The sequence below is a fragment of the uncultured Thioclava sp. genome, assembly GCF_913064665.1.
Classification (GTDB): Bacteria; Pseudomonadota; Alphaproteobacteria; order Rhodobacterales; family Rhodobacteraceae; genus Thioclava; species Thioclava arctica.
Genome location: NZ_CAJYBT010000055.1, coordinates 1 through 20,671 on the forward strand (window position 1 = coordinate 1; position 20,671 = coordinate 20,671).

Sequence of the window (20,671 nt, forward strand, 5' to 3'; positions counted from 1 at the left end):
TATCGAGGTGCAGATCCTCGGCGACGGAACCCGCGCGGTGCATCTGTTCGTGCGGGAATGCTCCCTTCAGCGCCGCCGCCAGAAGGTCTGGGAAGAAGCGCCGGCCGTCGCCCTGCCAGATGATGTGCGTGCCGCTCTCTGCGCCGCCGCGGTGCGCTTGGCCGAAGGCGTTTCCTACCGCGGGGCAGGGACGCTGGAATATCTGTACGACATGGACCGAAAGTCGTTCTACTTTATCGAAATGAACACGCGCATCCAGGTCGAGCATCCAATCACCGAGATGATCACCGGTGTTGATATTCTGCGCGAGATGCTTCTCATTATGGGCGGTGCCAAGCTGTCGCTCGCGCAGGAGGAGATCACGGCGCAGGGCCATGCCATCGAAGTGCGCATCAACGCCGAGGACCCGGACAGGAGCTTCTTCCCGGCGCCCGGCGTTCTTGAAAAGTTGACAGTTCCGGGTGGCCCCGGCGTGCGCTTCGACACCGGCGTGAGCGAAGGCGATACCATCCCGCCCTATTACGACTCGCTTCTCGGGAAGCTCATCGTGTGGGATCGCACGCGCGACAGGGCTTTGGCGAGGCTCGCAGGCGCTCTAGGCGAACTGGAGATCGGTCCGAATCCGACCACAGCGAGCCTTCACGCCGCCTTGTTGGCCGCGCCCGACGTCATCTCCGGCACGCTGTCGACCCTGTGGCTCGAAGACTGGCTTGCGATACGCGCTGGAGACGCGCGCAAGTCCGCCTGATTGGCCTAGCGGCTCGCGATCTCTCAAGGGAACAGCCCCCGGATCGCTCACGCCGGTCGGGGGGCTTTTCGCGTTTTCGGGGCACTCTTTCAGGCCGCGCGATCTTTCCTCCGACCTTGTGCGGACGCAGCCTTTGACTGTCAATCGGCGCCGAATACTGACTCCCTATCGGCGTGCAAAATGCCCCCCTTGCACAACGGAAGCTGGCGCGATGCGGTGGTCCTCCCCTATTGCGGTGGTCCGCCGTAATGTTTAGGAAAACGGAGGACCAGATTGGCTACGCAACGGCACAAGCCAGAAGAGATTGTCACGAAGTTTCGGCAGGTTGAGGTGCTTGTCGGGCAAGGCATGGCGCGGATGGATGTGATCCGCGAGGTTCGTATAACTGTAAATATGCGGTTACTCGCGGGACATTTCCTTTAAACTCCCAGGATTGGGAAGAAGTAGATGTTCATGGCCAAGGATCAACGCGAGATTCAGTGTAAGCTGAGCTTGATGCTCCAAGGCTTAACTGAGACGCTTCCTTTGCATTACAACCCCGGCCCATCGTCATAGGGAGACGGTGCTGGAAGGGACGTTTCGGATTCGTCGGTGTTTGGCGTATCCCGGGCTTCATAGAGCGATGAGAGACGCGTGGCATCTGGCCCATCCTGAATGACCCTCACGCCTTGGGCGGATATAATGGCCCGATCTCCCGCTGGAAAATCTACACTTATCGCCAATTGGTCGGGCAATCGCTGCCAGCGCCATCTACGAACATTCGCGCTTAACAGGGCAAGCGTGCGGGCCAGCCATGCGCCGAACATCAGTCCATCGGGATGTTCATGGTTTTCAGCAGTTTGTCCTGTTTCGCGTCGATCGCGTCCAATCTTTCCATTAGATTCTTCTGCTGATCTAAGCTCGCCTTCAGGGCGTCCACCTGCTTGTGCCGGAGCTCCCGGTTCAGGCGCAGTTCCTCGTTCAGCAACGAGAGCGCTTCCAGAAGTTGTTTCCCCAGCTCCGAGCTTTCCGTCTTCATCAGTTTGAGGAGTTCCAGCAGGGGCAACAGGCGATCGGTCTTTTCGTCGATCGATTTCCACAGGCTCGAGAGGATATTGAAGCGCGTTTTCGGAAGCAGTGATTTCGGCTCTTGCGGCATTTGACAGGTCCTTCAGTTTGGCTTGGATTGGTTTAAGGGCGAGCGTGATGCGGGCGACGGCGAGGGCCATGGCAAGTTCAATGCGAGCGCGCAGGTGACGCGGCTCCCATGCGATGCCCAATGCCCCGCCGGGCAGATCTCCATAGGGAGTTTTGAACAGATAGCTCGGCTTCCCGTGGCAATTGTTGATGTCAATCAGCGCGATCGGCTCGGTGCGATCCTGTAACCGGTTGGACAGCGCTTCGAGGGAAACTGGCGGGTCCGTAGCAAAGATTTCACCTAAGGCTTTATGCAGACATATCGCTTTGCGCGATTTCAGTTTGCGTTTGGGGGTAGGCGGGCGCAGCGTTGGGAAACCTGGATCAAAATATTCCGGCACTGGCAGGTCCAAAAGCTTGGCCATGGTTTGATGATTGCGATCCGTTTGTGCGCGTGTCAGCACAGGCTTCAGGGGCTCCCCCAAGAAGGTGGTGGGTGCCAGCGCGATATGAATATGATCACAATTCGCATCCACATGGCGTGCAGCAACCCAGGGCAGTTTAAGCGGCGGCAGCCCCATTAGTTCCAGCTGGGTCATGACGATCCGGATCCAGTCATCTTTCTCGGCACGCAGCCCTTCCGGAAGTGAGAGCGTGATGTGCAGGAACCCGCCATTGCGCCCCAAGCGTTCGAATTGCTGACGCAGGTCGTGGCGACCTTCGATGATCACAGTGCTCCCGATCAACTGCGCACCATCGCGAAAGATGTATGCCTCGATGAACTTGGCGTCTTTGTGCTTTTTAGTGTGCGCGCGCATGATCACCCCTCCGCCCAGCTGTAGATCACCTCATGGAGTTCGCGCACTTCATGCGCGATCGCCTTGGCTTCCGGTGAAGATTTCGGGTCGAGTTGGTTCAAGGCCATCCCGATGCGACCGAGCCTCTCGGCAATTTCGGATGCGTCGGCACAGTCACGCAGGTCCCGACGTGAGTGTTGCAAGAGTTGAAGGCGGAGGTAACCTGCGCGCGTGGCGCACCCAGCCTCTGTGCGTTTTGTGTCAAGGAGATCGAGTTCGGTTTGAGAAAGCCGGACCTTTATGACTCCTTCTAATCAGCAGGTTGAGGGTTCGAGTCCTTCAGGAATCGCCATTTTATTGTTTTAAAGCAATGTATTACTGGCCCCGCCTCCTTGGCGTCTCGTGCCGATATTCTCGCCGGAAGCATGGCGGAAGCAACATGCACGGAATCATTTGTTGCCAAGTCGCAAAGGTTGAGAGAGCAAGCGTTGGAGATTTGATCGAACGCCCGACGTGATCGGGCTGAGCTGCCGTTCAATATTCATCAGAGATACGGCGCTGCAGCGCTCCAAAGCAGACACAGCGGCGATCAAAACCGATTACCGATCTAGATGCGCAGCAGGCTGCGCAAGACGGCCTGCGCGATATCCAAGGTTGGAACCGCAAGAAAGAAATAGCCGAGCGTTCCAAACAAAAAAGACGAAATGCGTGCCGCTCGAAAGGTATGTACCGCTCCGATCCACCACTCTCTTGCTAAGAGAGCGATGTAGTCACCGTGTTGCGAGAACATCGTCGCTCGAACGTCCCACCGAAATCCTGACACTACTGGCTTCTTCGAACGTCTACGTCCTTGAACCAGCCAGAAAGCATCGGTGCGTTCAACCCAGCCTGTCGAGTGAACTTGCTCCTCTAGCTGTGTAAGATCGTGAACGCTATACCTTTGCCTCACAAGCTCAGAAAATTCCAAGTCGCTCTTTGTGACTTCCAGCACCTCTGGGCGAAAGACTCGATAGATCAAAAAAGAAAGGAGGACAAAGAGGCTTCCAAAGAACACGAGTCGAAGCTTGATCAGGCCGCTAATGAGAAACGGCGACTTAACGCCTTCAGCGACACTGGCTAGGGAGTCAAACGAAGCCATGCCGACAATCTCATCGTTGAACAAGATCAGATACCCGGCAATAGGGATTAAGCCAACAACCCGTGTGAAATCGTTGTTCGCGATGCTCTTCACAAAGTCCCAACGCACAAATCTCCAATCCGTCCTCGTCACCATTTATTGGATGCCTCTACTTAGAAATTCATTCGACTTTAGTCGTTACTGGAATGATTTCCACAACATGTTCGGCCCTGAGCGGACGTTGAAGTTGGGAGCCCGTGCCGCGATGCAGCTTCACCTAACCGGCCATTCGTGCATCGCGCAGCAATTCCGGCTCTGGAAGGTCGGCTCAGCGGGACGAAGCCGACACTCTCAGCTTTGGGTCATGGCATTTTCAGCTGCGCCGTGGACATCTTTCCGGTCGCGGCCTGGCAAACCTCGATAAAGGCGCGCAAAGGCGCTGGTGCCTCGCGGCTGGGGTAGTAGAGGTGCGGACCCTCCATGTCCTGCCACCAGTCCGGCAGGATGGGCAGCAACGTTTCGGCGACAAAATCTTCGTCGAGCCAGTTGCGGAAAGTGTGGATGATGCCCAGCCCCTCGCGTGCATAGCGCAGACCCGTATCGAGGGCGGACACGCTCAGGATGAGCACATTGATCGGCTCGACCCGCACGGATCGCCCGGCGCAATGAAGCTCCCAGGGCAACAGCGGCCCGCTGGCGAGGCGGTAGCGGATGGCGTCATGGGTGGTGAGATCCTCCGGTTCCTGTGGCATGCCTCGTGCTTTCAGGTATGCCGGGGCCGCTGCCAGTGCTGTCTGCTGTCTGCGCGGGCCGATTGGGATCGATATCATATCCTGCTCCAGCACGCTGCCGTATCGGATTCCAGCGTCGCAGCCTGCTGACACGATGTCGACGAGATCGCTCTCCACCATGATTTCGACCTCGACCCCGGGATGAAGCGCCAGATATCGGGCCAGCAGCGGCGGCAGGATGTCAGGCATGACTGCCCCGGGCACGTTCAGCTTCAGTCGCCCCTGCACTTCACGCCCAAGGGTCGCCACCTCCAGGCAGGCAGTATCCAGCGCTGACAGCAAAGGGCCGACGCGTTCCACCAGCATTTCCCCGGCGTCGGTAAGATGCAGGCTGCGCGTCGTGCGGCGCAGAACGGGAACGCCAAGCCGCTCTTCGATCCGCGAGACTGTCGTGCTGACCTTGGAGGGGGCTATCCCCAGTAACCTGGCGGCGGCTCGGAAGCCGCCTTCGCGCAGAACCGCGAGGAGGACGGCAAGATCGTCAGCGGAAACACTGTTCTTCATTCAGAACAACCTATTCGAAATTTGACCTCTTATGTAAGTAATCCGGAACAGTCATGTTGTCGATAATCACCATGGAATGTGCCTGTTGGCGCGAGACAAAGGACAGGAAATCTAGCATGTTCATCGTTACGGGAGCTTCAGGAAAACTGGGTGGGCTTGTGGTGGACGCACTGCTGCACCTCGTGTCGGCGGATCTGATCGGTGTCAGCGTGCGCGATCCGGAGAAGTTGGCAGGTCTTGCGTCCCGCGGTGTGCGCGTCAGGCGAGGCGACTACGACGACGCCAAGAGCCTGCGCCATGCCTGGGAAGGTGCCCGGCGTGTGCTGCTGGTATCGTCCAATGCGGGGGCCAGCGGGGGTGATCCTCTGAAGCAGCATGAAACGGCCATCGCGGTCGCAAGGGAACTGAATGTCGAACGGCTCTTCTATACAAGCCAGGTGTCGAGCAGCGCGCAGTCCGCTTTCCCGCCTGGGCGCGATCATGCAGCGACCGAGGCAATGCTGGCAGCTTCGGGGCTCGCCTGGACTGCGCTGCGTCATGGCTTCTACGCAGACAGCGCCGTGGGAATGAATGCGCGCGGCTTCAGAAGTGGCACGCTGGCAGGCCCCGAGGACGGCAAGGTTGCCTGGACAACCCACGAGGACTTGGCGGAGGTCGACGCGCTTCTGCTGGCCGGTCGCCAGACCTTCGACGGCGCCACGCCGCTGCTCACCGGAAGTGAAGCGCTCGATTTCACAGACCTCGCGCGGATGGCGAGCCAGGTGACCGGTCGCACAATCACCCGTCAGGTCATCAGTGAAGACATCATGATGGAGAACGCACAAGGTGCAGGGCTGCCGACAAGCGTCCAAGAGATAATGCTGGGCTACTATCGAGCCGCCCTAGCCGAGGAATTTGCGACTGTCGATCCGACGCTCGAGCGCGTGTTGGGCCGAAAGCCGCGCCCTATGCGGGACGTTCTGGCTAGAGAACTGAGATAGTGTCGAACCGGGCGGCCAGGCAGGGGAGGGCGTCCGTGTGGCAGTTCGCGCGGGGGCAAGTATGAGGCCTCGGCCATCGGCGACTTTGGGCTCGAAGCGGACCTCGGATGCTTCGCAGCATTTCATGATATGATGCAGTGTCAATGTCGGGTTGTCGACGTGGGAGGGCATGGCGGATCGGAGGAACTGTCATGCAAACAACAAACTTGCCGGCCATTCGCGCACTTCGCCCCGCTTGGAACAAGGGGCGCATCGTTGGTCAGAAGCGCCCCTTGAAGCCAAAACATGTCTGGGCAATCCGCGTGAGGCTTGAGCTGGCTGAAATCCACCGCGATCTGGCTCTGTTCAATATGGCGATCGACAGCAAATTGCGCGGTTGTGATCTGGTAAGGATGAAGGTCGTGGATGTCATGGCATCCGGCCAAATCAAAGAACGCGCGTCGGTTTTGCAAAGCAAGACACAGAAACCTGTCCGCTTCGAAATCTCAGAAGGCACGCGGGCGTCTCTCCACAGATGGATGAAGGACCCGCTGATGGTCGGGTCAGAATATCTTTGGCCAGGCCGTTTCCATGAACGTCTTCACATCTCAACGCGTCAATATGCTCGGATCGTACGCAACTGGGTCTCATCCATCGGGTTGGAAGTGAGCGCCTACGGCAACCATTCAATGTGCCGGACAAAGGTTACCCAGATTTACAAGAAGACGGGCAACTTGCGTGCCGTTGAATTACTGCTTGGCCATACCAAGATGGACAGCACTGTCAGATACCTGGACGTCGAACTTGAAGATGCGCTGGCTGTCTCTGAAGCCATTGAAATCTAATGCTCCTGGCCGTTCAGCGCGACCAGCCCTTAGCGGACACTGGCTGTGTTGTTTTGCGCTGCACCGCAGCTTGCAACAGCCAGCGAGCGTCGGGTGAAGGCGTTAGCCCTATGTTCGGTTGACGAACTCGATCCTCTAAAGGGATCGCTGCGATTCAGGATAATAGGTCCAGGCAATAAACCGGCTTGTCTTCTGCCCTTGTGCCATTTCGACGACCTTGAACTCGGCAACCCTCGCTTTCTTCAGCAGTCTTGAGAGTGGCTGCAGGTTGTCTTTCTTGGACACGAGGGAGGTAAACCATAGGCATTGATCGGCAAAATCCATGCTCTGCTCAATCATTCTGGCGATGAAGCCGATTTCGCCACCAGGGCACCAGAGTTCGGCGTTCTGGCCACCGAAATTGAGTTTTTTCGAGTGTCCTTTGCCAAGGTTGCGCCACTTGCGCCGGGTGCCTTTGTCCGCCTGTTCAAGGGACGCATGAAACGGCGGATTGCACAGGGTGATATGGAAGATATCATCGGGACCGATCACGCCTTCGAAGATATCCTCCGGATTGTTCTGGCCTCTGAGCCTGATGTTCAGACCGTTTCGCGTGCAGATCTGCCGCGCCGATTTGATTGAGACCGGATCGATATCAACAGCTGTGAATTCCCAGCCATATTCATGCTGACCGGTCAGCGGATACACGAGGCTGGCACCGGTCCCGATGTCCAGAGCTTTGATATCGGGGCCGTGCGGGATTTTCTGGTCATTAGACTCGGCAAGCAGATCGGCCAGGTAGTGAAGGTAATCGACGCGTCCGGGGATCGGAGGGCACAGATAAGTGTCGGGAATATCCCAGAAATCAATGTCGTAATGCGTCAGCAAAAGTGCTCGGTTGAGCATGCGGACCGCGTCCACGTCCGAAAAATCGATCGTCAGCCGACCGCGCGGGTTTCTTGTCGTGAAGGCCGCCAGTTCGGGTGAGCGCACGATCAGACGTTCAAAGTCATACCCCTCCCGGTGTTGATTGCGTGGGTGCAACATGGGTTTGATGGCCATGGAAAAACCTTCGTGCATATTTGTGGAAACAGCTCGTCCAACAGGGTGTCGATCTTAGATCTTCATGGCCGCTTGAGGAATGCCTGAACGGCCTATATCTGCCGTTCGCGCCAACTAAGCCGAAGGGCCGGTGCCAGCCCAAATAAGAAACCTGCAATTGAACCGAACTTTCCTTGGCGCCAAGAAAGGTTCGTTGGCACGACTAACATGCCGTCTCACGGCGTTCAGGGGGTCAGAACCTTGGCGCCGGTTCCCTGGCCGTTCTCGAGTGCGCAAAGCGCAGCAGCGGCTTCGGTCAGCGGATAAGCCTCTTTGGGAGAAACCGAAATCCCGCGTTGAATCATTGCAAATACCTCCTCGCCAGCCAGGCGATACACGTCCGGATCGGCGGCAAACGCCATAACGCTCGGGCGTGCAAAGCGTATGGCGCGCCTAGGAGCAAAATCGGCGACGGAGAAATCAGGAATCGGACCCGCCACCTGTCCAATACTGCCTACGGTGCCATCGACACGCACACAGGCGATCGTTTCGCGCAAGCGGCCCCCGCCGATGCCGTCAATTGCGAAATCCACACCGCGTCCGTGGGTAAGTGCCTCCACCTCTGAAATCCAATCCGAATCGCGCCCGACAATCACGTGATCCGCGCCGAAACGGCGAGAAATTGCGGCTTTCTCAGGTGTGTTTACGGTGCCAATGACCGTTGCACCAAGTGCCTTGGCCCATTGTGTCAGGAGCCCCCCCGAGGCCTCCGGCGGATGCGTGAACCAGAATGAGGCTTGTCTCGCAAACGGGATAGATTTGCTTCAGCAGCATCTGCGCCGTCATTCCTCGCAACATGGAAGCCGCGGCAACTTCGACGCTGATCTCATCGGGCATCGCCAAGGCACGCCATGCCGGCAGCAGCCGACTGGTCGCGAAGCCGCCCGGCTGGGCGCGATAGGGGACTTTCTGGCCGACCGAGAAGCCGGAAACACCTGGTCCGATTTCTTCTATGGTGCCCACGCCTTCCACTCCGGGAATAGCGGGATCGGCCAGAGGATAGAGGCCGATCCGGAAGTAGCTGTCAACGAAGTTTCCGCCGACGCAGTCGTGCCGGATACGCAGCTCACCTTCGCCGGGCGCGCGGAGTGTCCACTCGATTGCTTTCAGCGTGCCATTGCGGCCAGGTTGATCCAGTTTAAGGGCAAGTTCCATGAATATCCTCACTTTCTTGGCGGAGGATATTCCTTGCCGACTGGTAAACAATTCCCTTGATCTGACCATATATGAGAACATTTTAACATCTATGAACTGGGACGATCTCCGCTACTTCGCAAGCTTCGCCGCATCGGGTTCGCTGTCAGCGGCTGCGCGGGCACTGAATGTCGAACACGCGACCATTGCGCGCCGGATTGCGGCGCTGGAGTCTGATCTGAACCTGAAGCTGTTGGATCGGCGCGGGCGCAAGCTCTTGCTGACGGCTGAGGGAGAACGGATTGCCGCGATCGCTGACAAGATGGAGTTTACGGCTGAGGAGGTTTTGGGTCACGCGCGCAGCGTGTCGTCAGAGCTGTGTGGCAAAGTTACGATCAGCGCGCCACCCGCGTTCGCCGCGGTTATGCTGGCGGCTCCCCTCGCGGCTCTGCACAGGCGGCACCCCCATCTCAGCGTCTTCGTTTCAAGCGATGTGCATACCGTCTCGCTTGACCGTCGAGAGGCGGATATCGCGATCCGATTGCGTCGTCCCGAAAGCGGAGACCTGACAGCGATGAAATTGGGCGAGAGGCGTTTCCGTCTCTATGCCCTTCCGGATTTTCTTGCGCGCACAGCAGAAGAAAATTGGGACTACATCGGACTCGATAGTGCGCTTGCGGCCGCCCCTCAGCAAACGATCCTCGGCGAGAAAGCGGGCAGCCCCGGATTGTCGACCGACCAGATCGAAATGCAGCTTGCCCTTGTGCGTGCCGGTGCTGGCGTCGCGATGCTGCCGGAATTCCTGGCCGTCGAAGCCACTTCGCTGGCGAGAGCAAAACCGGAAGCGCCACCACTGATCCGCGAAATCTGGCTGATTTATCATTCGGACATGAAGAACGCGGGTCCGATTCAGGCGGTTGTTCAAGAACTCAGATCGATACAAATCCCCGCAAAGCAATTTCGTTATGAGGGACCGTTGAGACCTCGTGAAAATCACTTGTCGCGCATTCCGACGGCTCGTGATCGCTGCAGCCAGCGACCGCGTCCCGCACTTTCGTCGACAAGGTCGAAACGGCCCAAAGCCGACCTTTTGCGGGATCGTCGATGCCTCAGTGTAGCTTAACCAAAGCTGACATTCGTCGAACGACCCCAACATTTCATTGGTTGGATGTCTCCAAAGCAGGCCAGAGTTGCCGCCCGTTGGATAGCAATTACCCTGCAATATGAGCGGAGTTTCCCGATGTTCTCATGCGGCATGGAACACAAACGATCGCATCGAAACCGATCCAAGATCAATCGCGTCGGTCATGAAGGTGAGGTCGTCGTCCTTATCGGACGCACCCGCAATGGTCAGGGCGGGCAGGTAGTGATCCACCGTAGGGTGGGCTTCTCTGAGAAGTGCGCCCAGTCGGCCACGATCGGTGAGAAAGGTGAAGTCACGGTCCGATAGCCGATCGGCAAACAACCTGTCAAACTCCATTGCAAAGTCTTGTGGTGTGCCGCCGGGTCGCATGGCGCGCAGGTTGTGAACCACGTTGCCTGATCCCAAAATCAGAACACCGCGATCGCGAAGCTCTGACAGGGTGTGCCCGACCGAAAGCTGGTAGCTGAGATCCCGACTCATATCGATCGAGATCTGAAATACTGGGACGTCGGCTTTTGGGTATAGGAATTTCAGCACCGCCCAAGCACCATGATCAAGGCCCCAAGTGTCATCTTCTTGCGCGTGATGGCTCGCCAGAAGCGTCGTCACTTCGCGCGCCAAATCCGGAGCGCCAGTGGCGGGATATTGCTCCTGATAAAGGGCCTCTGGAAAGCCATAGAAATCGTGGATTGTTCGCGGCACCTTAGATACGTCGACCAGTGTCGTCCCGCGCGTCATCCAATGTGCCGAAACGACGAGAATGGCCTTGGGGCGCGGTAGATCGCGACCAAGGGCGGACCAAGCGCGGCTGTATTCCGTGTCTTGAATCGCATTCATCGGGCTGCCATGTCCCAGAAAGACGAGGGGCATCCGGTCCGAACGCTCAAGGCCTTCCTTGAGAAGTTCGAGTTTGCGAGCGACAGACATGGTGTTTCCTTTCTTCAATGACGGGCGCGCCCGACGAGCCTTGCCGGTCCGCGGTTTTCCTGGCTCCTAAACGCTGCCAAGGCGTTGATGGGATTTCCAGTCGGGATCATTTAGGCGAACTGCCCAAGACGGCGGTCCAGTTTCGGGATGCGCAGGGCAAAGGCTCCGCGTCCCAGAACTGCGATGGCCGTTTGAACCACGGCCCAGAAAAGCGGGAATTCCCAGCCGCCGCCATCGTTGGTGAAGCTCCAGCCGAAACCCGAATGCGCCCAAGTCGCGCCCAGCAAGACGGGGATCAGCGCGAGTGACACGAGGCGCGTGCCGACGCCTAGGATAAGGGCAATGCCGCCCGCCAACTCGGCGAAAATCGTCAGGTAGGCCAAAAATCCGGGCAAGCCGAGGCTTTCGAAAAACGCCACCGTGCCGGGAATGGTAAAGACGCTCACCTTCATCCAGCCATGGGCAAGGAACAGGGTGCCGCTTGAAATCCGAAGAGCGGCGGCGGCGTAATCGGCATTGTCTGGTGTCTTCATGCTAAACGCTCCTATTAAGTGTTTCAGGCGAGCTGTCAGCGCAAGACGGCCCGGTTTTATCTCAAGGCAAAGTATGATTTTTCTTTCATCCACAAAATGACGATTTTATAGAATGACTATCTCTCTTTTGTTCCGAAACGGATGGCCATGGATATCGTAGATGAACTCAAGGCCTTTGTGGCGACAGCACGCGCTGGTTCGTTCACGGCCGGGGCCGAACAACTCGGGGTCTCCAATCGGCTGACTTCTAAATACGTGGCCGATCTCGAGGCGCGTCTGGGCGCTCGCCTCTTTCAGCGGACCACCCGAAAGGTCGGGCTGACTCCTGCAGGGGAGGAGCTTTTTACCCGTGCGCCGGCTGTTCTTGACGACCTCGATGATCTTCTGAGCCAAGTATCTGAGGGCTCGCGAAGCTTGGGCGGGATCATCCGGGTGTCAGCACCCGTAACGTTCGGAGAAATCTACGTGGCGGGTATGCTTGCACGGTTCGCCCAAGCGAATCCGGATCTTACGCTCGATCTCAGATTGGATGATCGCTATGTCGATCTGGCGTCCGATGGGATCGATCTGGCCTTTCGCATCGGAGTGTCCGGGATGCAATCTCTCAAAACGCGCAAGCTCGGCTCTTTCCGCAGCTGCGTCGTGGCGCATCCGGACTATTTGAACAACAACGGCGTCCCTCAATCGCCCGAAGATCTCTCCCGGCACGCTTGTATCGTCGACACCAATCGGCGCCAGCCCTACCGTTGGGCCTTTCGCAAGGCGGGAGCTGAACGGATCGTTCAGGTCGAGAGCAAGTTTCATGTCAACTCGGCACGGGCGGCCATCGAGCTTGCCGCTGCTGGCATGGGGGTTGCCTATGCCCCCCGGTTCGCGATTGCAGATATGCTTCGCGTGGGGCGCCTTGTGTCTCTGTTGGACGACTACGAAATGGACAGCGGGCCGATCAGCGCCGTCTACCTCGAGGGGCGGGCCTTGCCCCGCAAAATACGCTCTCTCATCGACTTCGCGGTCGTGGATATCAAGAGCGCCGGTGTGGAATAAGGGGAATCTGATGTGAAGCCGGCATGATCCACCCCTTGCGGCGTCTTGCAAATCGCACGATTGGGCTCGAAGTCACCGTTCTCCACGCCGCAGGATCAAAGTCTTCAGAAGGGCTCCGTGCCGTTACTCTCGGCCCATTGCCGACATTGGCTGGGCCAAGTCGGCTTTGGGCCGAGTCGTACCGCGGCGCAGCTTCGCGAGACCGGTCATTTGTGCATGGCGCAGCATTTTGGACTGCCCCAACCCCGGCTTAGTCCACGCGGGACTGTCAGTTGCTGAGTAAATTTCGCCTTCCACGCGGGTTTTCAAAACGCCACCCGTTTCCAGACCACAGTCCTAAAATCATTCACAGATTTATCGTTGAACTGTCATCCGTTCGTCACCGAATGCGCGCAGATGGGTCCCGTCGCGGGCCAATTGCCTGCCGGGGCATTGAGGCCCCCAACCGGAGATCGACTATGACACGTCTTACACGATTTGCGCTGCCGCTGTTGGCCAGCGTTTCTGTCCTGAGCATGAGCGCAGCCTATGCTGAACCGAGCCAAGAGCTGATTGACGCCGCCAAAGCCGAGGGAAGCCTGACGACCATCGCCTTGCCGCATAGCTGGTGCGGATATGGCGCGGTGATCGACGGCTTCAAAGCGAAATACGGCCTCTCGGTTAATGAACTGAACCCGAACGCAGGATCTGCGGACGAGCTGGAAGCGATCAAGGCCAATAAGGGCAATACCGGCCCGCAGGCCCCTGATGTTATCGATGTGGGTCTGTCCTTCGGCCCCGCCGCCAAAGAGCAGGGGCTTCTTCAGCCCTACAAGGTTTCGACTTGGGACAGCATTCCCACGGATGCCAAGGACGAAGACGGCTATTGGTATGGCGACTATTACGGCGTTCTGGCCTTTGGCGTGAACAGCGACATCTTCCCCGATGCTCCGACCAGCTTTGCCGATCTCATGAATGGGACCTACGCGAACTCGGTGGCCATTCCCGGCGATCCGCGCACTGGCAACAGCACCATGATGACGGTCTACGCCGCAGGGCTCGCCCAAGGGGGCAAAGCTGGCGCGGATGCTTTGAACAAAGGCATTGCCTATTTCAAGGGGCTCAAGGACAGCGGCAATTATGTGCCGGTCAATGGCACCTCGCAAACCCTCGCACAGGGCACGACGCCGATCTATTTCGACTGGGATTACAACCTGTTGGCGATGCGTGACAAGCTGGACGGCAATCCGCCGGTCGACGTGGTGGTTCCCTCGGACTCGGTCGTTGCCGGTGTCTATGTGCAGGCGATTTCCGCTTATGCGCCGCATCCGAATGCAGCCAAGCTTTGGATGGAATATCTCTATTCCGACGAAGGTCAGACGCTTTGGCTTGCAGGCTATTGCCACCCGATCCGGTTCAACGAGATGGCCACGCGCGGCGTGATACCGCAGGACCTGTTGGACAAGCTGCCCTCGGCTGAAAATTACGCCAAGGCCGTGTTCCCGACACTCGCCCAGCAGGCCGATGCGAAAGCCGCAGTCGCCGAAAATTGGGGCAAGGACATGGGCATCGAGTAACACCACTCGCAGTTTTTCTGGCGGCAGGTTCCGGCCTGCCGCCTTTGCCATATCACCGACGGAACATCCCTTGACTTACACCACCTCATCACTCGGGGCCGCGCCATCAGAGGCTACGGCACCACAGCGACGCGCGTCGCGGCTCAACTGGTCTTGGCTGGGCCTCATGCCCTTTCTGCTTTTTGCGCTGTTGTTCCTGATTTTACCCGTTCTCTACCTCGTCAATGGCGCGTTTCAGACGCCCGATGGGCGCTATTCGCTTGAGACGATGCTCTCACTTTCGGCCCCTGAGATCGCAAGCTCCTACCTGCTATCCATCCAGTTGAGCCTGGCCTCTGCCGCGATGGGCACGGTCTTTGGGCTGGTGCTGGGCTATACGCTGTTACTGGGAGGTTTGCCCGGATGGGTTCGGCGCGCCTTCATGACCTTTTCGGGCGTCGCGTCCAATTTCGCGGGCGTGCCGCTGGCCTTTGCCTTCATCGCCACGCTTGGACGGCTGGGTCTGGTGACGCTTGTGTTGCGCGATATCTTCGGCATCAACATCTACGCCGCTGGCTTCACCCTGTTTTCGTTCTGGGGGCTGGCGCTGACCTATCTCTATTTCCAACTTCCGCTGATGGTCTTGATGATCACCCCCGCGCTTGAAGGCTTGCGCCCCGAATGGCGTGAAGCAGCCGAGAGCCTAGGGGCGAGCCGCAAGCAATATCTGACCCGCGTGGCGCTGCCTTTGTTGGCACCGTCGGTGTTGGGCTGCTTTTTGCTGCTTTTTGCCAACGCTTTTGGAACGCTGGCGACAATCTATGCGCTGACCTCGGCAAACTTCCCGGTCGTGCCCATCGTGCTGTTCCAACAGATCCGCGGCAATGTGCTGTATAATCCAAACCTTGGCTATGCGCTGGCCGTGGGCATGATCCTGATCATGGGCCTGACCAATACGCTGTATTTCATCCTGCGTCGCCGGGCCGAGAGGTGGCAGAAATGACCCGTCGCCCGCCAATCTTGTCGATCCTGATTGCGCTAATCGGGGCTGCCTTCTTTCTGGTGCCGCTGATTGCGACCTTCAATTTCTCTTTGCGGATGAAACGTGGAGAGCTGTCCTTCGCGGCCTATCGCTCGGTCTTTGAAAGCGACACGTTCCTTAGCGTGCTCAGCTTTTCCGCGGTCGCATCGCTGATGGCAATTGTTCTGGGCATATTGATCGTGGTGCCCACGGCCTATTGGGTGCGCCTGCGGCTGCCGCGGATGCGGCCCGTGATCGAATTTCTCAGTCTGATGCCGCTGATTATCCCGCCTGTTGTGTTGGTGTTTGGCTATGTGCGCATCTACGGGACCAGTTCGATCCTGCCACTGACGATGACACAGATGGGCACGAACATCTTGCTGGTGATCGGCTATGTGGTTTTGTCGATCCCCTATATGTATCGCGCGATCGACAACGGCATGGCCTCTATCGACATTGCCACGCTGACCGAAGCTGCCGAGAGTCTAGGGGCCTCGCGGTTGCGCACCATCGCTGTCGTGATCTTTCCAAATGTCCAGTCGGCCATCGTGTCGGGAGCGTTCCTGACCTTCTCGATCTCGATGGGCGAGTTCGTCATTACCAGCCTGCTAAACCGCCCCGCCTTTGGTCCCTACCTCGTGCAGATGGGGCAGGACTTTGCCTATCAACCCTCCGCGCTTGCGATCATGGCCTTTGTCTTCACATGGGTCTGCATGGTGCTGATGGAGCTATTCGCAACCCGTAAACCGGGCCAGCGCCTGCTGCCTTGGTTTGTGCGCCGCACCGTTCAAAAAGGGAAATTATGAGCTTTCTGACCCTGACCAACATCAACAAGTCCTTCGGGGCCAATACGGTCGTGCGCGATTTGGATTTGACGGTGAACACCGGCGAATTCGTGTCCGTCCTTGGCCCGTCAGGTTGCGGCAAGACCACCGTGCTGCGCATGATCGCGGGGTTCGAGACACCCAGCAGCGGCAGCATTCGCGTGGACGGCACCGATGTGACTGCCTTGCCCGCCAGCCGCCGCAAGATCGGTATGGTATTTCAGGCCTATGCCTTGTTTCCCAACATGTCGGTGCGCGAAAACGTGGCCTTTGGCCTGAAAATTGTAGGGATGTCGCGTGCGCAGATCGATGCGCGCGTCAGCGAGATGCTCGACCTGATCTCGCTCGGTCATTTGGCCGATCGCTATCCCTATCAGATGTCGGGTGGCCAGCAACAACGCGTGGCCCTGGCGCGCGCCCTTGCGCCGCGCCCCAACCTGTTGCTTCTGGACGAACCACTTTCAGCACTGGACGCGCAGATCCGAACCAGCCTGCGTGATGACATTCGCCGAATCCAGCAGGAACTTGGGATTACGACGATCTTCGTGACCCACGATCAGGAAGAGGCGCTGTCGATCTCGGATCGGGTCGTGGTGATGCACAAGGGGCGCGCCGATCAGATCGGTAGCCCGGCGCAGATCTATAACCACCCGAGCACAGGTTTCGTGGCCAATTTTGTCGGCAAGCTGAACACCTTTGATGCTATGGCCAGCGGCACCGATAGCGTCGCGGTGGCCGGGCAAAACATTGCGGGCCTGCGCAGCACCGCGATGCCCCCCGGCACGCCAATCACCGTTGCCCTGCGGCCCGAGGCTTTGTCACTTGCGCGCCGTCCCGGCGATGATCTGTCTTTGCCCGGGCGTGTGCTGACAAGCAGCTTTCTCGGCTCGGTCATCCGCGCGCAGATCGAGATCGCGGGCCAATCGGTCAGCGTCGATATGTTTAACCGCTCCGATGCGGTTCTACCCGTCGTGGGAGAGCAAACCGAGGTCTGGTTTGCCCGACATGACGTTCTTATCTTGAGAGAGGTTTCCCCATGATCCTGCCCGCTTTCGCCGCTCCCGGTCGGTTCTACCGTGGTAATTTGCATACCCATTCCACCCTATCCGACGGCATCCTGTCCCCCGAGGAAGTCTGCCGCCGCTACAAGGCCGAAGGCTATGATTTCATTGCCTTGACCGAGCACATGATCGGTATTTACGGCTATCCGATTGCCGATACGACCGGCTTTCGCGACGATGCGTTCACCACCATTCTGGGGGCAGAGCTGCATTCGGGGCCGATGCAGAACGGCGAGCTTTGGCATATCCTCGCCGTCGGCCTGCCTGCGGATTTCCCCCCCGCCAATGCGCCCGCCTTTGTCCCGGTCGAGGGACAGGAAACCGGGCCGCAACTGGCGCAGCGCGCCGTGGATGCGGGCGCTTTCGTCGCCATTGCGCATCCGCAATGGTCGGGCATGACGCTTGAGGACGCCCGCAGCCTGAGCGCCGCCCATGCGGTCGAGATCTACAACCACGGATGCGCCGCCGGCTGCGACCGCCCGGACGGGTTCCAATACGCCGACCTTCTGCTCTCCGAAGGCCGCGATTTGACGATGGTCGCCACCGATGACGCGCATTTTTCCGAACCCGACCACTTTGGCGGCTGGGTCATGGTGAAATCCGACGCGCTGACGCCCGACGCCTTGCTGGCCGCGTTAAAAGCAGGTCATTTCTATTCCAGCCAAGGCCCACAACTGCACAATGTCGAGGTGACGGAGAATACCGTCATCATCGATAGCAGCACCGTTGTCTCAGTGATCGTTCAGGGGCACGGGACAGCCGCGCAGGCGCTGCACGGGGACTCCATGACTCGCACGACGATCAACCTTGACCGCTGTGCCAAATCCCCCTGGCTGCGTATCACCGTGATTGATCGCGCGGGTCGGCGCGCCTGGACCAACCCGCTGCGCCGCTGAGAGCGAAACGCCGCGCGCGCTTGCTGTTTTGAGCGCGAGCGGCGTTAAGCCTGCTATGTCATTCGCCCTTTACCTATTGGCATGTGCTCAACCGCGACAACTATTCGCAAATCCATGGTCAGATGATCGAAGCGATGCACGCGTGTCTCGCCCCTGTTCTGGCGCGTGCAGGCCAGATCGGCTGCACGCTGATGTTGGAAAATATCGACGACACCGATCCTGCGGCGCGCGTTGCGGCGGTTGCTGCGATTGATCATCCAGCATTGCGCGTGTCCCTTGATACGGGCCACGCCGAGCTTGCGCATGGCCGCTATGGCGCGCCGCCCGATCGACTCAGCACACTCCGCAAAAGTGGATCGCAGCCCCGAGCGTCCGCTTTCTTCTGGTTTGCGATTCTAGTTTGCAGGCGCAGCGAACGGTCGCTACCCGCCCTTACATACACGAGATGAACCGATGCGCTTATATTCGCAGGCGCACTCAATTAGGGTGGGGCGCTGCCAGTGGGTTTTGTTCTCCTACAGCGGTATGGCTCGTCGGCCATGCCAGTGAGATCGACTTTTTCGAAGATCACGGGCAAACTGATCAAAGCTTCAAGCATTTTTGCCGGGGAAGTGGCATCTCGATACACCTTGTCGTGAATGTCTTTTCCTTCATGACCAACGATATCTCGAACAATTTCGTCCTTCACATCTGCACGGTCGAGGGCGTTTTGAACGAAATGCCGCAGGCTGTGAAACGAGAGCCCTTTGCCTTCGTCGCCAAGCGTTTCATCGATGATCTGGCGCATTCGGCGTCCGAGTTTTCGGCCGTGTTCACCGCTTTTCGGTTCACGTAAGCTTGGGAACAGGTCAGGATGGACTGATTTGCGAACGCCTTTGACATAGTCGAGAAAACCGAGTTCGATCAGACTGGGATGGATCGGAAGGATGCGACGGGAGGAGAGGTTTTTCACCCTTCGCAATTCGGAATCCTCAATCGAGAAGCAGGGAATGCCATCGGCTTCGATAATATCGGAAGGCGCCAAACCCGCGATTTCCTCTCGGCGCGCCCCGGTGGCAGCTCCGATCAGGGGGGCCCAATAGAGGCCGTTGCGATAGATTTTTCGTCCCGGGCGAGTCTGATATCGCTCGGATTCGGAGCCGGTCCGGACCGGGTTGCGAAACAGCACACGCAGTTGCTCGGTCGTGAATGACGCTTTCTTGTCACGCGCACGCACCTTGTCTTTCCGACGGAGTTTCCCGGGCTTCAACCGGCTGTCGATTGCGATGCCCTCACCATCTGCCCATTCAACAATTTGCTTAAGATGTTCCAGATGTCTGTTGAGCGTTCCCACCGACAGGCCGACCTTGTCAGCGGGCAGCTTGGCCGCACGTGCCATGATCTCTTCGCGTGACGCCGTTCGATCCACCGGACTCTTGCCCCAGGAGGTTGGAATCTTCTGGAGATCAGCACGAAAGGCACTCGCGTGGCTTTGTCGGATCTTGCGCACATCCTCAATGCCAGTGAGGCGGACGAAAAGCGTGGCAAAGCTTTCATATTGTCGCAGGGTTTTCTCTTCGATTCCTTCTGCGCGTTTAAAAGCGTTCATGCGCGCGACGACGGCGAAGATCGACGGGTCGTGAGGTGTGTTTGTTTCGCTTTCTGCAATTGAATTCTCGTGTGCAGCCGGTGCGGCGCTTTCCGCATTGGACAGCGAGGAAAGTGCGGGGCGTCCATGAGCGTGTGCCGTGTCTAGTCCGGCTTCAAGTAGCGACTGGCAGAGCTGAGAAGATGACCTATCCTCATTCCAAGCGGCACTCCGCCCGGCGATAAGCAAATCCAGCAAGGTCATTTTTCCCAGAGCAGACACGTCATCCCGCCCGGTCAGTTTAGCGAATTCCTTTCCGATCTGATAACGGCGCACGTCGCTCGAGAGGTCTTCGCGGAAACCGTGGAGGTTCATGAGCAGCAAGTTGTCCGCATCTTTCGGGGGAGGGGCATGGATTCCATGTTTAGCGATATGCGCCCAAGCCCTACGAAGGCGCTCATCAGAGGCTTCCTCTTCCTGCACATCAGTTGCGAGGACGCGACGGAACAATCCGTTGCGATCAATCAAGGCTTTTTCTTTTCGAATAACCTCGGCCAGCCATTTGCGCGCTTCATCCGCGGTGATGCCGTGTTCAAAAATTTCCTGCATGATAATATCACTTTCCGCACTGATCTTGCGGCATAATATAGTCGCTACAGGCAGTTCTGTCGTCCCCAAGGAGAGCTTGAAGTCGAAGATTCCTGTGGATTGTCGACAGATGCGGCGTCGCCAATGGTAGACGTTGCCACGTTTGAAGAGGTGAGGTTGAGCTTGCATTTCGTAGGTCCGGTCCGGGTTTGGACGGACAGACGTAGCGAGGTGAGTATGGAACACCCCTATGCCACAACAACGCAGCCAATAGGGCTGGTTTTGTAGCTATTTCAACGCCTTAAGCGGGGAAATGGCTCCGGCGGTAGGGATCGAACCTACGACCAATTGATTAACAGTCAACTGCTCTACCGCTGAGCTACGCCGGAACACGTGGGCTGTATATGAACCTCAAAACGGGTTGTCCAGAGGGTTTTTTG

General features: G+C 58.1%; 19 protein-coding genes, 1 tRNA gene and 2 pseudogenes. 11 read left to right on the forward strand and 11 right to left on the reverse strand.

Annotated elements, in window-relative coordinates; genetic code table 11:
- Positions 1-748 (forward strand): annotated as a pseudogene (locus QZ571_RS16570) (acetyl-CoA carboxylase biotin carboxylase subunit); the annotation flags it as partial.
- Positions 749-1,021: 273 nt separating this feature from the next.
- A pseudogene (locus QZ571_RS16575) lies at positions 1,022-1,135 on the forward strand (IS3 family transposase); the annotation flags it as partial.
- A 143-nt stretch (positions 1,136-1,278) separates the two neighbouring features.
- Here QZ571_RS16575 and QZ571_RS16580 read toward each other — a convergent pair.
- From QZ571_RS16580 to QZ571_RS16590, 3 genes are all read right to left on the reverse strand, one after another.
- Positions 1,279-2,682 carry a hypothetical protein gene (locus QZ571_RS16580; RefSeq protein WP_295537078.1) on the reverse strand — a complete coding sequence of 468 codons (1,404 nt, stop codon included), beginning with the start codon at positions 2,680-2,682 and terminating at the stop codon, positions 1,279-1,281.
- A 586-nt stretch (positions 2,683-3,268) separates the two neighbouring features.
- On the reverse strand, positions 3,269-3,907 hold the full coding sequence (locus tag QZ571_RS16585) for a hypothetical protein (RefSeq protein ID WP_295537080.1): 639 nt from the start codon (positions 3,905-3,907) through the stop codon (positions 3,269-3,271).
- Positions 3,908-4,140: 233 nt separating this feature from the next.
- Entirely contained in the window at positions 4,141-5,073 is a 933-nt protein-coding gene (locus QZ571_RS16590) for a LysR family transcriptional regulator (RefSeq protein ID WP_295537082.1), read from the reverse strand.
- A 116-nt stretch (positions 5,074-5,189) separates the two neighbouring features.
- Between QZ571_RS16590 and QZ571_RS16595 the strand changes: the two genes are divergently transcribed.
- Positions 5,190-6,053 carry an NAD(P)H-binding protein gene (locus QZ571_RS16595; protein ID WP_295537084.1) on the forward strand — a complete coding sequence of 288 codons (864 nt, stop codon included), beginning with the start codon at positions 5,190-5,192 and terminating at the stop codon, positions 6,051-6,053.
- 191 nt (positions 6,054-6,244) lie between these two features.
- The gene (locus QZ571_RS16600; protein WP_295537086.1) at positions 6,245-6,877 is read left to right on the forward strand and encodes a tyrosine-type recombinase/integrase; all 633 of its coding nucleotides are present in this window, start codon (positions 6,245-6,247) and stop codon (positions 6,875-6,877) included.
- A 135-nt stretch (positions 6,878-7,012) separates the two neighbouring features.
- On the opposite strand, the gene rlmF is transcribed toward QZ571_RS16600, so the two are convergent.
- The 3 genes from rlmF to QZ571_RS16615 all read right to left on the reverse strand — a co-directional run bounded on the left by rlmF (position 7,013) and on the right by QZ571_RS16615 (position 9,112).
- On the reverse strand, positions 7,013-7,918 hold the full coding sequence (gene rlmF / locus QZ571_RS16605; RefSeq protein ID WP_295537088.1) for a 23S rRNA (adenine(1618)-N(6))-methyltransferase RlmF: 906 nt from the start codon (positions 7,916-7,918) through the stop codon (positions 7,013-7,015).
- A gap of 224 nt (positions 7,919-8,142) precedes the next feature.
- On the reverse strand, positions 8,143-8,649 hold the full coding sequence (locus tag QZ571_RS16610; RefSeq protein ID WP_366929965.1) for a zinc-binding dehydrogenase: 507 nt from the start codon (positions 8,647-8,649) through the stop codon (positions 8,143-8,145).
- Positions 8,591-9,112: an alcohol dehydrogenase catalytic domain-containing protein gene (locus tag QZ571_RS16615; RefSeq protein WP_295537090.1), complete on the reverse strand. Its 522-nt coding sequence runs from the start codon at positions 9,110-9,112 to the stop codon at positions 8,591-8,593. Before QZ571_RS16615 ends, QZ571_RS16610 begins: the two co-directional genes overlap by 59 nt.
- Between QZ571_RS16615 and QZ571_RS16620 the strand changes: the two genes are divergently transcribed.
- Entirely contained in the window at positions 9,111-10,214 is a 1,104-nt protein-coding gene (locus tag QZ571_RS16620) for a LysR family transcriptional regulator (protein WP_295537092.1), read from the forward strand. The genes QZ571_RS16615 and QZ571_RS16620 overlap by 2 nt on opposite strands.
- 123 nt (positions 10,215-10,337) lie before the next feature.
- On the opposite strand, the gene ygiD is transcribed toward QZ571_RS16620, so the two are convergent.
- Together ygiD and QZ571_RS16630 are read right to left on the reverse strand one after the other, a co-directional pair.
- Complete coding sequence (ygiD, locus tag QZ571_RS16625; protein ID WP_295537094.1) at positions 10,338-11,162, reverse strand: 4,5-DOPA dioxygenase extradiol; 825 nt, start codon at positions 11,160-11,162, stop codon at positions 10,338-10,340.
- Positions 11,163-11,272: 110 nt separating this feature from the next.
- Positions 11,273-11,695: a DoxX family protein gene (locus QZ571_RS16630; protein ID WP_295537096.1), complete on the reverse strand. Its 423-nt coding sequence runs from the start codon at positions 11,693-11,695 to the stop codon at positions 11,273-11,275.
- A 147-nt stretch (positions 11,696-11,842) separates the two neighbouring features.
- On the opposite strand from QZ571_RS16630, the gene QZ571_RS16635 reads away from it, so the two are divergent.
- The 6 genes from QZ571_RS16635 (at position 11,843) to QZ571_RS16660 (ending at position 18,076) form a co-directional block, all read left to right on the forward strand.
- The gene (locus QZ571_RS16635) at positions 11,843-12,739 is read left to right on the forward strand and encodes a LysR family transcriptional regulator (RefSeq protein ID WP_295537098.1); all 897 of its coding nucleotides are present in this window, start codon (positions 11,843-11,845) and stop codon (positions 12,737-12,739) included.
- A gap of 458 nt (positions 12,740-13,197) precedes the next feature.
- The gene (locus QZ571_RS16640; RefSeq protein WP_295537099.1) at positions 13,198-14,295 is read left to right on the forward strand and encodes an ABC transporter substrate-binding protein; all 1,098 of its coding nucleotides are present in this window, start codon (positions 13,198-13,200) and stop codon (positions 14,293-14,295) included.
- Positions 14,296-14,461: 166 nt separating this feature from the next.
- On the forward strand, positions 14,462-15,277 hold the full coding sequence (locus QZ571_RS16645; RefSeq protein WP_295537101.1) for an ABC transporter permease subunit: 816 nt from the start codon (positions 14,462-14,464) through the stop codon (positions 15,275-15,277).
- The gene (locus tag QZ571_RS16650; protein WP_295537103.1) at positions 15,274-16,101 is read left to right on the forward strand and encodes an ABC transporter permease; all 828 of its coding nucleotides are present in this window, start codon (positions 15,274-15,276) and stop codon (positions 16,099-16,101) included. Before QZ571_RS16645 ends, QZ571_RS16650 begins: the two co-directional genes overlap by 4 nt.
- Positions 16,098-17,159: an ABC transporter ATP-binding protein gene (locus tag QZ571_RS16655; protein ID WP_295537105.1), complete on the forward strand. Its 1,062-nt coding sequence runs from the start codon at positions 16,098-16,100 to the stop codon at positions 17,157-17,159. The genes QZ571_RS16650 and QZ571_RS16655 overlap by 4 nt, the downstream gene beginning before the upstream one ends.
- Complete coding sequence (locus QZ571_RS16660) at positions 17,156-18,076, forward strand: PHP domain-containing protein (protein WP_295537107.1); 921 nt, start codon at positions 17,156-17,158, stop codon at positions 18,074-18,076. Before QZ571_RS16655 ends, QZ571_RS16660 begins: the two co-directional genes overlap by 4 nt.
- Before the next feature lie 53 nt (positions 18,077-18,129).
- On the opposite strand, the gene QZ571_RS16665 is transcribed toward QZ571_RS16660, so the two are convergent.
- From QZ571_RS16665 to QZ571_RS16675, 3 genes are all read right to left on the reverse strand, one after another.
- Positions 18,130-18,381, reverse strand: coding sequence for a hypothetical protein (locus QZ571_RS16665; RefSeq protein WP_295537109.1), 252 nt, complete (start codon positions 18,379-18,381; stop codon positions 18,130-18,132).
- Positions 18,382-18,557: 176 nt separating this feature from the next.
- Positions 18,558-20,420, reverse strand: a complete 1,863-nt coding sequence (locus QZ571_RS16670; protein ID WP_295537111.1) for a site-specific integrase — start codon at positions 20,418-20,420, stop codon at positions 18,558-18,560.
- 125 nt (positions 20,421-20,545) lie between these two features.
- Positions 20,546-20,620, reverse strand: a tRNA-Asn gene (locus QZ571_RS16675).
- Positions 20,621-20,671 lie beyond the last annotated feature (51 nt).